At 63.3% G+C, this 12,936-nt stretch carries 12 protein-coding genes and 1 pseudogene; 12 read left to right on the top strand and 1 reads right to left on the bottom strand.

Going from position 1 to position 12,936, the window contains the following annotated elements; genetic code table 11:
* The first annotated feature begins 120 nt into the window (after positions 1–120).
* Positions 121–414 carry a DUF3658 domain-containing protein gene (locus tag HCN58_RS37570; RefSeq protein ID WP_171583299.1) on the top strand — a complete coding sequence of 98 codons (294 nt, stop codon included), beginning with the start codon at positions 121–123 and terminating at the stop codon, positions 412–414.
* A gap of 10 nt (positions 415–424) precedes the next feature.
* On the opposite strand, the gene HCN58_RS31115 is transcribed toward HCN58_RS37570, so the two are convergent.
* A complete protein-coding gene (locus tag HCN58_RS31115) occupies positions 425–1,285 on the bottom strand; it encodes a sulfite exporter TauE/SafE family protein (protein WP_171583175.1) in 861 nt (286 codons plus the stop codon).
* 155 nt (positions 1,286–1,440) lie between these two features.
* On the opposite strand from HCN58_RS31115, the gene HCN58_RS31110 reads away from it, so the two are divergent.
* From HCN58_RS31110 to HCN58_RS35385, 11 genes and pseudogenes are all read left to right on the top strand, one after another.
* Entirely contained in the window at positions 1,441–2,352 is a 912-nt protein-coding gene (locus HCN58_RS31110; RefSeq protein WP_171583174.1) for a LysR family transcriptional regulator, read from the top strand.
* 225 nt (positions 2,353–2,577) lie between these two features.
* On the top strand, positions 2,578–2,976 hold the full coding sequence (sdhC, locus tag HCN58_RS31105; RefSeq protein ID WP_171583173.1) for a succinate dehydrogenase, cytochrome b556 subunit: 399 nt from the start codon (positions 2,578–2,580) through the stop codon (positions 2,974–2,976).
* A 14-nt stretch (positions 2,977–2,990) separates the two neighbouring features.
* Entirely contained in the window at positions 2,991–3,365 is a 375-nt protein-coding gene (gene sdhD / locus HCN58_RS31100) for a succinate dehydrogenase, hydrophobic membrane anchor protein (RefSeq protein WP_171583298.1), read from the top strand.
* A gap of 3 nt (positions 3,366–3,368) precedes the next feature.
* Positions 3,369–5,210 carry a succinate dehydrogenase flavoprotein subunit gene (gene sdhA / locus HCN58_RS31095; RefSeq protein ID WP_171583172.1) on the top strand — a complete coding sequence of 614 codons (1,842 nt, stop codon included), beginning with the start codon at positions 3,369–3,371 and terminating at the stop codon, positions 5,208–5,210.
* Positions 5,211–5,336: 126 nt separating this feature from the next.
* A complete protein-coding gene (locus HCN58_RS31090; protein WP_171583171.1) occupies positions 5,337–6,122 on the top strand; it encodes a succinate dehydrogenase iron-sulfur subunit in 786 nt (261 codons plus the stop codon).
* A 234-nt stretch (positions 6,123–6,356) separates the two neighbouring features.
* Positions 6,357–8,495: an ATP-binding protein gene (locus HCN58_RS31085; protein ID WP_171583170.1), complete on the top strand. Its 2,139-nt coding sequence runs from the start codon at positions 6,357–6,359 to the stop codon at positions 8,493–8,495.
* 202 nt (positions 8,496–8,697) lie between these two features.
* Positions 8,698–10,692: an ABC transporter ATP-binding protein/permease gene (locus HCN58_RS31080; RefSeq protein WP_171583169.1), complete on the top strand. Its 1,995-nt coding sequence runs from the start codon at positions 8,698–8,700 to the stop codon at positions 10,690–10,692.
* A 248-nt stretch (positions 10,693–10,940) separates the two neighbouring features.
* Positions 10,941–11,768, top strand: a complete 828-nt coding sequence (locus tag HCN58_RS31075; RefSeq protein ID WP_171583168.1) for an FkbM family methyltransferase — start codon at positions 10,941–10,943, stop codon at positions 11,766–11,768.
* Positions 11,769–11,804: 36 nt separating this feature from the next.
* Positions 11,805–12,191, top strand: coding sequence for a VOC family protein (locus HCN58_RS31070; RefSeq protein WP_171583167.1), 387 nt, complete (start codon positions 11,805–11,807; stop codon positions 12,189–12,191).
* A gap of 83 nt (positions 12,192–12,274) precedes the next feature.
* Positions 12,275–12,505, top strand: a complete 231-nt coding sequence (locus tag HCN58_RS36305) for a hypothetical protein (protein WP_235984056.1) — start codon at positions 12,275–12,277, stop codon at positions 12,503–12,505.
* 196 nt (positions 12,506–12,701) lie between these two features.
* Positions 12,702–12,936: pseudogene (locus HCN58_RS35385) on the top strand (OmpA family protein); the annotation flags it as partial.

Raw genomic sequence — 12,936 nt, 5'->3', positions numbered from 1 at the left:
CAAGCGACCGAGATTCTTGATCACTTGCTCGAGGCAGCGCGCGAACTCGATGAAGCGAGGGCAACCGCGAATATTGTTGCAGACCATGACAAGTAGGCTGCATCGGTCAGGGACCTCGTCATCAAGCTTGATTCGGAGTTACTGGAGGCGATTTTTAAGCGATTTCCCGAGGCGCAGGTCGATCAGATCATCCTCTCGGTCGTTGCGCCTCGCTGGCATAAAATGGCGCGCATGATCTGCGATGCTGTACAACAAGGCCAAGAGCGCGGCTTCGGCGTTACCGACGAAATGTTCGCTGCCCGCATTCAGGCCTTGGTTGAAGCCGGACGCCTCGAACATCAGGCCGATGTCCGCAAATGGCGACATAGCGAGGTGCGATTAAAGGGCGGTGGGACGGCAACCCGACCCAACTGATCTGCAGCTGCTAGTGCCCATTCAGGAGGCTGATCACAAACCTCCCGCCGACGATGAATAGATACGCCCCGAACCCCATCTCCAGCGCACGCTTGGACATCGCATGCGCAACGCGAACACCGAGCGGCGCCGTAACAAGCGTGGTCGGCATCACCAGCAGCGCGCCGATCAACGACACGTAGCCGACCGCAAACGGTACCTGCAGCGCAGCGACATCGTGAAAGCGCGCCGCGGCGGGCCAGCCAGCATAGACATAGCCGAGCGCGCCGGGGATCGAGATCAACACCGCCAGCGCCGACGAGGTCGCGACCGCCTGGTGGATCGGCCGGCCGTAGAAGGTCATCAGCAAGTTCGCGAACAGGCCGCCGCCGATCCCCATCAAGGTCGACAATAGCCCAACGAAGAAGCCGTAGATGCGCATCAGAAAACCCTTCGGAACATCGTCGCCGAACTTCCAGGTTTCCCGCGCCAGCAACAGCCGTGTCGCCGCCGACCACGCCACTATCACGAACACGATCTTGAACAGACGCTCCGGTGCGAAACGCGCGGTGACGCTGCCGGCGATTACGCCGAGCACGATCGGCAGCCACCAGCGCTTGAGTATCTCCATGTCGACAGCACCCCTGTTGTAATGGGCGCGAAACGAGGAGAGCGAGGTCGGGATGATGATCGCAAGCGAGGTGCCGATACAGAGCGGCATCCGCACCTCAAGCGGCACGCCGGCCAGCCGGAAGCATTCGTAGAACACCGGCACCAGGATGGCGCCGCCGCCGATGCCGAACAGGCCGGCAAGAAAACCCGAGAGCGCCCCGACCGCGATCAGCAGCAGCGCGAGTTCGATGAGCTCTTTCGGATCGAGGCCGGCGAACATGTCTGGAGTATTCCCACGTTCAGAATCTGCGAGCCGCGCATCGGCACGGCCGCTGGCAGGCCGCGACGGCGGCCGCCAAAGAGACTTAGCTGCTTCTGAAATGCGGGAGTATCTATTATCTTTTGCAGGCACCCTTGCGAAATGCGGAAGAATCGATGGACCATTTGTCCGCCATGGCGACCTTCGTCCGGGCAGTCGATACCGGCAGCCTATCAGCGGCCGCGCGATCGCTGCCGAGTTCATTGACGTCGGTGAGCCGGCAGATCTCCGCGCTGGAGGAGCATTTCGGGACCCGCCTGCTTCTACGCACTACGCGCCAGCTCGCGCTCACCGACGATGGCCGGATTCTGTACGAGCGGGCGAAAGCGATCCTCAGCGAAGTGAAGGAGATCGAGGCGGCGCTGTCGCGCGACCGTCACCAGCCGTCGGGACGGATCCGGGTCAGCTCGCCGAGCCTGATGGGCCGGCTCGTGATCGCGCCGCTGCTCGCGGAATTCCTGCGCCGCTATCCCGCGCTGTCGGTCGATCTTCTCTTGGTCGACCGCGCCGTCGACATGGTGGAGGAAGACATCCATCTCGCCATTCGCGTCGGCCGGTTGCGCGATTCGCAGCTGGTCGCGCGCAAGCTTGCCGATTTGCGGATGATCATCTGCGCTTCGCCCGCCTATCTTGCCGAGCGCGGCGTGCCGCGGACGCCGGGTGATCTCGCGCACCATGACTGCCTGGCGTTCTCGGACGCGCCCGGCAGCGCCGAATGGCGCTTCGCCGACGGCAGCAAAGCAGGCCGCAAAATCCGCATATCCGGTCGGCTCTGGATGAATAGCCTTGATGCGCTGGCAGCCATCGCGAAGGAAGGCGCAGGCATTGTGCGCGTGCCGTCCTGGCAGGCCGAAGCCGATCTGGCCGCCGGCCATTTGGTGCGGCTGCTCGCCGAGTACGAACCGCCGCCGACGCCGCTGCATCTGGTGTTTCAGCCGTCGCGGCTCGCCTCTCCGAAGATCAGGGCTTTCGTCGACTATCTCGTCGAGCGATGGCGCGGCACCGATCCCTTCGGCACGCAGTGCTGAGCCGGTCGATGAACAGAATATATATTCAATTCTTCGTTCATACCAAATGCCCGTGGTATACCAAGCCACTGAACAAATCGCGTTTCGCAGCTCTCTAGCAATGAACAACGATTCTATCCCGAGCGATTTGATCGTTGCGCGGACTGTTTCGACTCCGTAAATAGAATTCGTCTACCGCGTTCCGCAACGGATCGGCCGCGGTCCCACACAACGTAAAGCCGCCGAATGACCGCCAGGATCGAACGACCGCTATCGCCCCATTTGCAGACCTATCGCGTCACCCTGACGATGGCGCTTTCCATCATCCACCGCGCCACCGGTATTGCGCTCTACTTCGGCACCTTGCTGCTGTCCTGGTGGCTGATCGCCGCCGCCTCCGGCCCCGGGGCCTATGCCAACGTCCAGGCCTTCACCGGCAGCATCATCGGCAAGCTGATCGTGTTCGGCTACACTTGGGCGCTGCTGCACCATCTGGTCAGCGGTATCCGCTACTTCTTTTGGGACCTCGGCTACGGCTTCAAGGCCAACGAGCGCGAAGCGCTCACTTGGGGCGCGCTGATCGCGGGCATTTCGCTGACCGTCCTGGTCTGGATCATCGCCTACACGGTCGGAGGCGGACGATGAGCCGTCCCTCCTCGATGCGCACGCCGCTCGGCCGCGTCCGCAATCTCGGTTCCTCGCATTCCGGCACCACCGATTTCTGGCGCCAGCGTCTGACAGCGGTGGCGATGACGCTGCTGATCGTGCCGGTCATAGTGATCGTCTTGATGCTGATCGGCCGCAACCAGGCGGGTGCGGCGCAGATCCTCGGCTCACTTCCGATCGCGATCATCCTGGCGCTCTTCATCATCGCCAGCGCCTGGCACATGAAGATCGGCATGCAGATCATCATCGAGGACTATATCCATAACGAGAAGCTCAAGCTCGCCAGCGTGATGGCGAACAACTTCTTCTGTATCGCGGTGGCGCTCGCCTCGATTTACGCGATCCTCAAATTGTCATCGGGAGTTTAACCCATGGCCGCTGAAGGTAACGGAAAGGCCACCAACGGTAGTGGCCCGGCCAGCAACGGCAAAGCCTATCCGATCGAGGACCACACCTACGACGTCGTGGTCGTCGGCGCCGGCGGCGCGGGCTTGCGCGCCGTAGTCGGCTGCAGCGAGGCTGGCCTGCGCACCGCCTGCATTACAAAAGTGTTCCCGACGCGCTCGCATACGGTCGCGGCCCAAGGCGGCATTTCGGCCTCGCTCGGCAACATGCATCCGGACGACTGGCGCTGGCACATGTACGACACCGTCAAGGGGTCGGACTGGCTCGGTGACCAGGACGCGATCGAATACATGGTGCGCAATGCGCCCGAAGCCGTCTACGAGCTGGAGCATTGGGGCGTGCCGTTCTCGCGCACCGAGGACGGCAAGATCTACCAGCGGCCTTTCGGCGGCATGACCATGGACTATGGCAAGGGCCAGGCGCAGCGCACCTGCGCCGCCGCCGACCGCACCGGGCATGCCATGCTGCACACGATGTATGGTCAGGCGCTGCGCCATTCGGCCGAATTCTACATCGAATTCTTTGCCATCGACCTGATCATGGACGATCAGGGCGTCTGCCGCGGCGTCATCGCGCTCAAGCTCGACGACGGCACGCTGCACCGCTTTCGCGCCCAGACCACGATTCTCGCCACCGGCGGTTATGGCCGCGCCTACGCCTCCTGCACCTCGGCGCATACCTGCACCGGCGACGGTGGCGGCATGGTGCTGCGCGCCGGCCTGCCGCTGCAGGACATGGAGTTCGTCCAGTTCCACCCGACCGGGATTTACGGCGCCGGCTGTCTCGTCACCGAGGGCGCGCGCGGCGAAGGCGGCTATCTCGTCAATTCCGAAGGCGAGCGCTTCATGGAGCGCTATGCGCCCTCCGCCAAGGACCTCGCCTCCCGTGACGTGGTCTCGCGCTCGATGACCATCGAGATCCGCGAAGGCCGCGGCGTCGGCAAGAAGAAAGACCACATCTACCTGCACCTCGATCATCTCGATCCGAAGGTGCTGCAGGAACGGCTGCCCGGCATTTCCGAATCGGCGAAGATCTTCGCCAATGTCGATGTCACCCGCGAGCCGATTCCGATCGTGCCGACCGTGCACTACAACATGGGCGGTATTCCCACCAATTATCATGCCGAAGTCCTGACCAAGAAGGACGGCGACGACAATGCCGTGGTGCCGGGCCTGATGGCGATCGGCGAAGCGGCCTGCGTGTCCGTGCACGGCGCCAACCGGCTCGGCTCCAACTCGCTGATCGACCTCGTGGTGTTCGGCCGCGCCGCCGCACTGCGGCTGGCGGAAAAGCTGACGCCGAACGGCAAGCAGCCCGAACTGCCAAAGGATTCCGCCGACATGGCGCTCGGACGGCTCGATCATTACCGCCATGCTTCCGGCGGCACGCCGACCGCGAAGCTGCGGGACAGCATGCAGCACGTGATGCAGAACAATTGCGCGGTGTTCCGCACCGGCGAAATCCTGCACGAAGGCCAGAACCTGATCCACAAGGTGCATGGCGGCATCGGCGACATCGCAACCACCGACCGCTCGCTGGTCTGGAATTCCGACCTGGTCGAGACGCTCGAGTTCGACAATCTGATCGTGCAGGCGGTGGTCACCATGGATTCGGCGGCAAACCGCACCGAAAGCCGCGGCGCCCATGCGCGCGAGGACTTTGCCGAACGCGACGACAAAAACTGGATGAAGCACACGCTGGCGTGGATCGATCCGAACGGCAAGACGACGATCGACTATCGCCCGGTGCACGACTACACGATGACGAACGACGTTCAGTACATCCCGCCGAAGGCGCGCGTGTATTGAGGAACAACACCGTCATTCCGGGGCGATGCGAAGCATCGAACTATGGTGCGCAATTGCGCACCTGAAAATCTCGAGATTCCGGGTCTTGTCCTTCGGACCATCCCGGAATGACGAAAGGTTAGAATAATGGCTGAATTCACGCTTCCGAAAAATTCGAAGATCACCGGTGGGAAGGCCTGGCCGAAGCCGGCCGGCGCGACGGAAACGCGCGAGTTCCGGGTGTATCGCTGGAATCCGGACGATGGCAAGAACCCGAGCGTCGACACCTATCATGTCGACATCAATGATTGTGGGCCGATGGTGCTGGATGGCCTGATCTGGATCAAGAACCACATTGACCCGACGCTGACCTTCCGCCGCTCCTGCCGCGAAGGCGTCTGCGGCTCCTGCGCCATGAACATCGACGGCCAGAACACGCTGGCTTGCACCAAGTCGATGCACGACGTGGCCTCGGGCGGCGCGGTGAAAGTCAATCCGCTGCCGCATCAGCCTGTCGTGAAGGACCTGGTGCCCGACCTCACGAACTTCTACGCACAATATGCCTCGATCGAACCCTGGCTGAAGACCACGACGCCGACGCCGCAGAAGGAATGGAAGCAGAGCCACGAAGACCGCGAAAAGCTCGACGGTCTTTATGAGTGCATCCTGTGCGCCTGCTGCTCGACTTCCTGCCCGAGCTACTGGTGGAACAGCGAACGCTTCCTCGGGCCCGCCGCGCTCTTGCAGGCGACGCGCTGGGTGAAGGATTCCCGCGATGAAGCCACCGGCGAACGCCTCGACGACCTCGAAGACCCGTTCCGGCTTTACCGCTGCCACACCATCATGAACTGCGCCAAGGCCTGCCCGAAGGGTCTGAACCCGTCGGAAGCCATCGCCGAGCTCAAGCTGAAGATGGTCGAGCGGCAGATATAGATGCTGGGCCGTAGCCCCGATGGAGCGAAGCGCAATCCGGGGTTTTTCCGGCTGTGAGAACCCCGGATTACGCTTCGCTCCATCCGGGCTACAAATCTACGGGGAACGCGAACGGCCGGATTTGAATCGATTATGATCGATCCGGCTTGACCGCCGGACGTGCAAGTTCCCTTCTCGCTCCGCTTTATTCCGTGCGCAACTTTGCGTTAAGCTCGGCGCGGAGCCGGAGCGAGCGTGCAGACCGCGCAACGTAATTCGCTGAGACTGCTGCAATGGATGATGGTCGCCTCATTGGCGCTTCCGTTGGCGCTCTTTGTATTTGCATCTGCCGTCTCCTGGGCCTCGATCCGCGAAACCGCCGACCGTGAAATCGAGCGCACGCTGGATGTCGCGCACGAGCATGCGCTGAAAGTATTCGAGACCATCGACCGCAGCCTGTCGGAGATCGCCGAGATCATCCGCAACGTTCCGGACGCCGACATCATTGCCCGCGAACAAACGCTGCATTTGCGGCTGAAGCAGCTCGTTGCTTCCCTGCCGCAGGTGAAGTCGGCCTGGATCTTCGACGCCAAGGGCCACGCGCTCGTCAACAGCCTGGTCGTCCCGGCGCCCGGGATTGATTTCTCCGACCGGGACTATTTCAAGGCTCACGTCGCCGGCGACATCGGAACCTACATTGGCGAGGAGCTCACGCCGCGGCCGCCCTACCAGGGCGCCGCGTTCTTCGGCGTCAGCCGACGGCGCCCGAGCGAGAACGGCGGCTTCGCCGGTGTGATCCAGGCCTCCGTGCTGCCGGAATATTTCGAAAACTACTACGCCCGCATCGGCCGCGAGCCGGGCAGCTTCTTCGCGGTCGGTCGCGCGGACGGCACCGTGCTGGCTCGTTTTCCCGCCGCAGGCCGTGACATTCGCCTCGACCGCAACAGCCCAATCGGAAAACTGATCGCGGCCGATCCCAAGACCGGGCTCATCACCGTGACCTCGCCGACCGACGGCATCGAACGGCGCCTCGGATACCAGCGGCTCACCGAATACCCGATCTATGTCAGCGCCGGCCTCGAGACGTCGGCGATCCGGGCGCGCTGGTTGTCCACCATGAGCCAGCACCTGATTTTCGGCGCGCCGGCCACCGCGCTGCTGTTTGCCCTGCTGGGGCTAGCCTTGCGCCGGACGCGCCATCTTTATTTCGAAGCCGAGAAGCGCGAAGTGGCCGAAGAAGCGCTGAAACACGGCCAGCGGCTGGAGGCGCTGGGCCAACTTACCGGGGGCGTTGCGCACGACTTCAACAATCTGCTGACGGTGATCCGCGCCTCCGTGGACCTGTTGCGGCGGCCCGACCTGCCGGAACCGCGGCGGCTGCGCTACATCGATGCGATCTCGGATACGGTGACGCGCGCCGCCAAGCTGACCGCCCAGTTGCTGGCTTTCGCGCGGCGGCAGACGTTGAAGCCGGAAGTATTCGACGTCGGGCGGACCGTGCAGATGCTGAGCGAAATGATCGGCACCCTGATCGGTTCGCGCATCGAGGTTGTCATTCTTGGGCCGGAAGAGCCGTGCTTCGTCAACGCCGACGCCGGCCAGTTCGAAACCGCCATCATCAACATGGCCGTGAACGCGCGGGACGCCATGGAGGCCCGCGGACGGCTGACGATTGCGGTCGGAATGGCTGCCAGCCTGCCCAACGCCGCCCCGCTGCCGCAGCATCCATATGGCTATGTGACCGTTTCCGTCGCCGATACCGGCAGCGGCATTCCGCCGGATCAGTTCGAACGTATTTTCGAACCCTTCTTCACGACCAAGCAGGCCGGCCATGGCACCGGGCTCGGCCTGTCGCAGGTATTCGGTTTCGCCAAGCAATCGGGCGGCGAGGTGACTGCGGCGAGCGAAGTGGGCAAGGGCAGCATTTTCACGCTGTATCTGCCGCGCACCGCCGGCAGCGGGAAATCGCGACAGACGCCATCAGCAGATGCCGCGGCGATCGACGGCAGCGGGATGTCGGTGCTCGTGGTCGAGGACAATGCCGAGGTCGGACACTTTGCCACCGATGCGCTGGCCGAACTCGGCTACGCCACCAGGCTCGTCGGCAACGCCGTGCATGCGCTCGAAGAACTCGCAAGCAGCGCCGAGCATTTCGATGCCGTGTTCACCGACGTCGTGATGCCCGGCATGACCGGCATTGAACTCGCCCAGGAAGTCCGCCGCCGGCATCCCGACCTGCCGGTCGTGCTGACCAGCGGCTACAGCCACATGCTGTCGGAACACGGCAGCTACGGTTTCGAGCTGCTGCAAAAGCCATACTCGATCGAGCAGCTTTCCCGTGTGCTGCACCGGGTTGGCCGGCGGCAGGTGGAGCGCGCCAACAAAGTAGGCTGACCGCTCGGTTCTTCCGTCGCGAAAGAAGCGATTTGCCCGCCGAAAATCGAAGAGCCAAGGCGGACAAATCGTCGCGAAGCCTGTCATCGGGCGCGCATTCGCGCGACCCGTTGGCCTCTCGGCAATGCCGAATGACGATGGAAGGATATGAAGCAGACGGAACGTTGCCCGGAACCATCTGATTTCCCTTGCGTTGTCGGCCATGGCCGGATCCGACACAAAGTCAAAGCCACCCCGCAAAAAATCCGGCGCGAAGAATCCCCCTGAATCCGAAGAAAAATCAGAGTTCATAGCCGTCACCTCAGAAGGCAGCGATCTCGTTGAACCGCCGCCGCCGGAAGTGGTCGAGCCCGATCCGCAGATGTCTCCGGAAGAGGCCGAGCAGGCTCGCAAGGATTATCTGCTGACGCGATTCTGGATCAGCGCCCGCGGCTATTGGGGCAGGAAAGGTGACCGGCTGGCGTGGCTGTTCTCGATCGGCCTGCTGCTCCTGATCGTCGGCCATGTCGCCTTTCAATACGGCATCAATGTCTGGAATCGCGCGATCTTCGACGCCATCGAGAAGCGCGACGCCGCCACCGTGTATTATCTCGCAGCAGTGTTCTTTCCGCTCGCCATCGGCAGCGTCTTGCTCGGCGTGGCGCAGGTGTTCGCCCGCATGGGCATTCAACGGCGCTGGCGCGCCTGGCTGACGAATGCGGTGATCTCGCGCTGGCTGGCCAATGGCCGCTACTACCAGCTCAACCTTGTCGGCGGCGATCATCAGAATCCGGAATATCGCATCGCCGAGGATTTGCGGATCGCGACCGACTCGCCGGTGGATTTCGTCGCTGGCGTCACATCGGCATTTCTGTCGGCCGCCACCTTCATCGTCGTGCTCTGGACCATCGGCGGCGCGCTGACGGTCACGCTGGCCGGATGGACGGTCACCATCCCCGGCTTCCTCGTGATCGCGGCGATCGTTTACGCTGCGGTTGCTTCGGGCTCGATCACGGCGATCGGACGAAGCTTCGTGCAGGTATCCGAAGACAAGAACCAGGCCGAGGCCGAATACCGCTACGTCCTGACCCGTGTGCGCGAGAACGGCGAGAGCATCGCCCTGCTCGGCGGCGAGCAGGAAGAGCGCGACGGCATCGACAAGACGTTTTCAAAAGTGCTGCGGCAATGGGCGCGGGTAGCGGGTCAGCATATGCGCACCACGCTGGTGTCGCAGGGATCGGGCCTGATCGCGCCGGTCGTTCCGCTATTGTTATGCGCACCAAAATTCCTCGACGGCAGCATGACGCTCGGACAGGTGATGCAGGCGGCGTCCGCCTTCACCATCGTGCAAACCGCGTTCGGCTGGCTGGTCGACAATTATCCGCGGCTGGCCGAATGGAACGCCGGAGCGCGCCGCATCGCTTCGCTGATGATGTCGCTCGACGGGCTCGAGCGCGCCGAGCAGGGCGACGGAATCGGCCGCATCAAGCGTGGCGAGACCGAAGGCGGCGCCATGCTGAGCCTGAACGATCTCTCGGTGACGCTGGACGACGGCACCGCCGTCGTCGGCGAGACCGAAGTCGTGATCGAACCCGGCGAGCGATTGCTGGTGGCCGGCGAGTCCGGCACCGGCAAGAGCACGCTGGTGCGCGCCCTCGCAGGCCTGTGGCCCTGGGGCGGCGGCAGCGTCAATTTCCATATTGACCGCCGGCTCTTCATGCTGCCGCAAAAGCCGTACATCCCCTCCGGCACGCTGCGGCGCGCGATCGCCTATCCCGGCGCGGCAGATGACTGGCTCGCCGAGCAGATCTGCGACGCGCTGCACAAGGTCGGCCTCGATCACCTCAGGGAGAAGATCGAGGAAGAGGGACCATGGGACCAGACGCTATCTGGCGGCGAGAAGCAGCGGCTCGCGTTTGCGCGGCTGCTGCTGCACAATCCCGACATCGTCGTGTTGGATGAAGCGACGTCGGCGCTCGACGAAAAGAGCCAAGATAAGATGATGGAGCTGGTCATCAGGGAATTGCCGAAGGCCACCATCGTCAGCGTTGCCCATCGCGCCGAGCTGGAGGCGTTCCACAGCCGCAAGATCGTGCTGGAACGACGCAAGGGCGGCGCCAAGCTCGTCAGCGACGTCGATCTGATTCCGCGCAAGAGTAGACAGCGCCTGCTCGGACGTTTCCTGCGCCATCGGAAGGGAACAAGGAAAGCGGCGTAGTCTCTCGGGCGCAGTGCGCCGCGAGAGCGCAAAGTCATGCTCCGTCGTCATCGTCCGCGAAGGCGGACGATCCAGTATTCCAGAGACGACAATGTTTCATATAGAGAGAGACCGCGGCGTACTGGATGCCCCGCCTTCGCAGGGCGTGACAGCCAAACGGGGCGACCGACCTATCCACGCCCAGAGCCTCGTTGGAGTCGGGTGCAAAACCGGTTATGCATGCGCCGCTTCTACCCGAGGACCACCGTTTGAGCCCCGACAACGATCCGTCACCCGCGCCGTTCGGCGCGTTCGCCCCGAATGCCGCACAGGCCGCCATTATCTCGCTGGCCCACCGCTCGCGGCTAAAGCGCGGCGCATTCCGGCCAATGCTGTCGCGGCTGGTGAACCTGTTGCGGACAGGGCCCGTCGACGTGCAATACCAGGGCGCCTCGTTCCGCTTCTATCATCAGGCCAGCGCCACCGAGCGCGGCGCGCTGTTCAATCCCGACTACAATCTCGAAGAGCTGAATTTTCTGCGGGCGCATGTGCCCGCCGGCGGCGTATTCGTCGATGTCGGCGCCAATGTCGGCACTTATGCGCTTGCGCTGGCGCGCCATGTCGGCGCCGGCGGCAAGGTGATCGCGATCGAGCCACATCCGGTCACCCATGCGCGGCTCGCCTTCAACAATGCCGCCTCCGGCTACAGGCAGGTGCGACTGGTCGCGGCCGCCGCCGGTCCCACTGACGGCGAATTGATGATCGAGACCGATGGCGACAATCTCGGCGCCAGTCACATCGTATCGGGCGAGGGCTCCGGCAAGGCGATCAAGGTGCCGTCGCTGCGGCTACAGCGGATCCTGGAGGAGGCCGGTGTCTCGCATATCGACGCGCTCAAGATCGACGTCGAAGGATTTGAGGATCGCGTGCTGACCGGCTTCTTCGCCGAGGCGCCGCGGACGCTGTGGCCGCGCGCGATCGTGATCGAGCACCTGTCTGCCAATGAATGGCTGGAAGATTGCATCGCCGACATGCGCGCGCGCGGTTATGCCGAGACCGGCAAGACTCGCAGCAATACGCTGTTGGTTCGCGGGTGACTTAAACGATGATTTCTCAAACCGCAGGAGAGCTTGATGATCGACCACATCGGATTTCCGGTTTCGGATTATGAACGCTCCAAGGCGTTCTATCTGAAGGCGCTGGCGCCGCTCGACTACGCGCTCGTGATGGAGGTGACGCAGGACCAAAACAGCCACGAACCCGCCGCAGGTTTCGGCGCCAATGGGAAGCCCGATTTCTGGATCGGCGGCGAAGGCGGATTGGACAAGCCGCTGCACGTCGCGATTCTGGCAAAGGACCGCGCCACCGTGGACGCCTTCTACAAGGCAGCGATGGCCGCCGGCGGGCGCGACAACGGCGCGCCGGGAATCCGCGCGCATTACCATCCGAACTATTACGGCGCGTTCGTGCTCGATCCCGATGGTCACAACATCGAGGCCGTCTCCCACGCGCCCGAGTAGCCCGGTTCCATTATTGCGTCGCGCGGGAACTTGCCGCCGACGTCGCCGTTGTTGTTCCCGGAACTTGGAGCCCGGGAGGTGTGATGCCGATTGAACCGCCGGAAGTACCACCGGCGACGCCGGGACAACCGACCGAGCCGCCGCGCGAGGAGCCGCCAGGCCGTCCTCGTCCGGAGGTGCCGCCACCGATGCGTGACCCGGGCCAGCCACCGCAGCCGCGGGAATTGCCGGGCAAGATGCCAGACGAGCTACCGGTGCGCGGGCCGAATGGCCCGCGAACGCCTAACCCAGCCACGGATCCGGGGACCGAATGAAACAAACTTTGAAAGCACCGTCTGAACGCGCAATGAACGAGGGTGCATGCAACCCTTTGCTTTTATGAAATAAAAAGCTACGGGGCGATTTGTAAGCCGCCACAATCCGGCCTAATGATTAGCGGCTGATCGACCAACTGATACCTCAATACGACACTTCCGTTACTGCCAGCCTTTTCCGGGGACCAAGGACATCATGACAAACCTTCGCATCGTGCTGCTTGCCACAACTGCTTTGACGGTGACGCAGCTCGCGATCTCCGCATCGCAGGCGCAGACCGCTCCGCTTGTCGTGGCGCAAGCCAAAGAAGAGGTTGGCCCAGACGGCAGACCGAAGGCGCCGCCGAAGGGCGCGCCGCCCCCGGCCGCTGCCCCCGGTCGACCGGCGCCTACTCCCCCGCCTCCCGCCGCGGCGCCGGTCGACCGGGGGC

This window comes from Bradyrhizobium australiense (assembly GCF_013114825.1).
Lineage (GTDB): Bacteria > Pseudomonadota > Alphaproteobacteria > Rhizobiales > Xanthobacteraceae > Bradyrhizobium > Bradyrhizobium australiense.
The sequence above is the reverse complement of the archived record's forward strand: the minus strand, read 5'-3'. Positions and strand labels throughout refer to the sequence as shown.

What these genes read in the sequence shown, in the direction of transcription:
- sdhA (WP_171583172.1), top strand. Translation starts at nt 3,369, where the DNA reads ATGGCCGCTGAAGGTAACGGAAAGGCCACCAACGGTAGTGGCCCGGCC.
- sdhC (WP_171583173.1), top strand. Translation starts at nt 2,578, where the DNA reads ATGACCGCCAGGATCGAACGACCGCTATCGCCCCATTTGCAGACCTAT.
- sdhD (WP_171583298.1), top strand. Translation starts at nt 2,991, where the DNA reads ATGCGCACGCCGCTCGGCCGCGTCCGCAATCTCGGTTCCTCGCATTCC.
- HCN58_RS31090 (WP_171583171.1), top strand. Translation starts at nt 5,337, where the DNA reads ATGGCTGAATTCACGCTTCCGAAAAATTCGAAGATCACCGGTGGGAAG.
- HCN58_RS36305 (WP_235984056.1), top strand. Translation starts at nt 12,275, where the DNA reads ATGCCGATTGAACCGCCGGAAGTACCACCGGCGACGCCGGGACAACCG.
- HCN58_RS31115 (WP_171583175.1), bottom strand. Translation starts at nt 1,285, where the DNA reads ATGTTCGCCGGCCTCGATCCGAAAGAGCTCATCGAACTCGCGCTGCTG.
- HCN58_RS31110 (WP_171583174.1), top strand. Translation starts at nt 1,441, where the DNA reads ATGGACCATTTGTCCGCCATGGCGACCTTCGTCCGGGCAGTCGATACC.
- HCN58_RS31070 (WP_171583167.1), top strand. Translation starts at nt 11,805, where the DNA reads ATGATCGACCACATCGGATTTCCGGTTTCGGATTATGAACGCTCCAAG.
- HCN58_RS31080 (WP_171583169.1), top strand. Translation starts at nt 8,698, where the DNA reads ATGGCCGGATCCGACACAAAGTCAAAGCCACCCCGCAAAAAATCCGGC.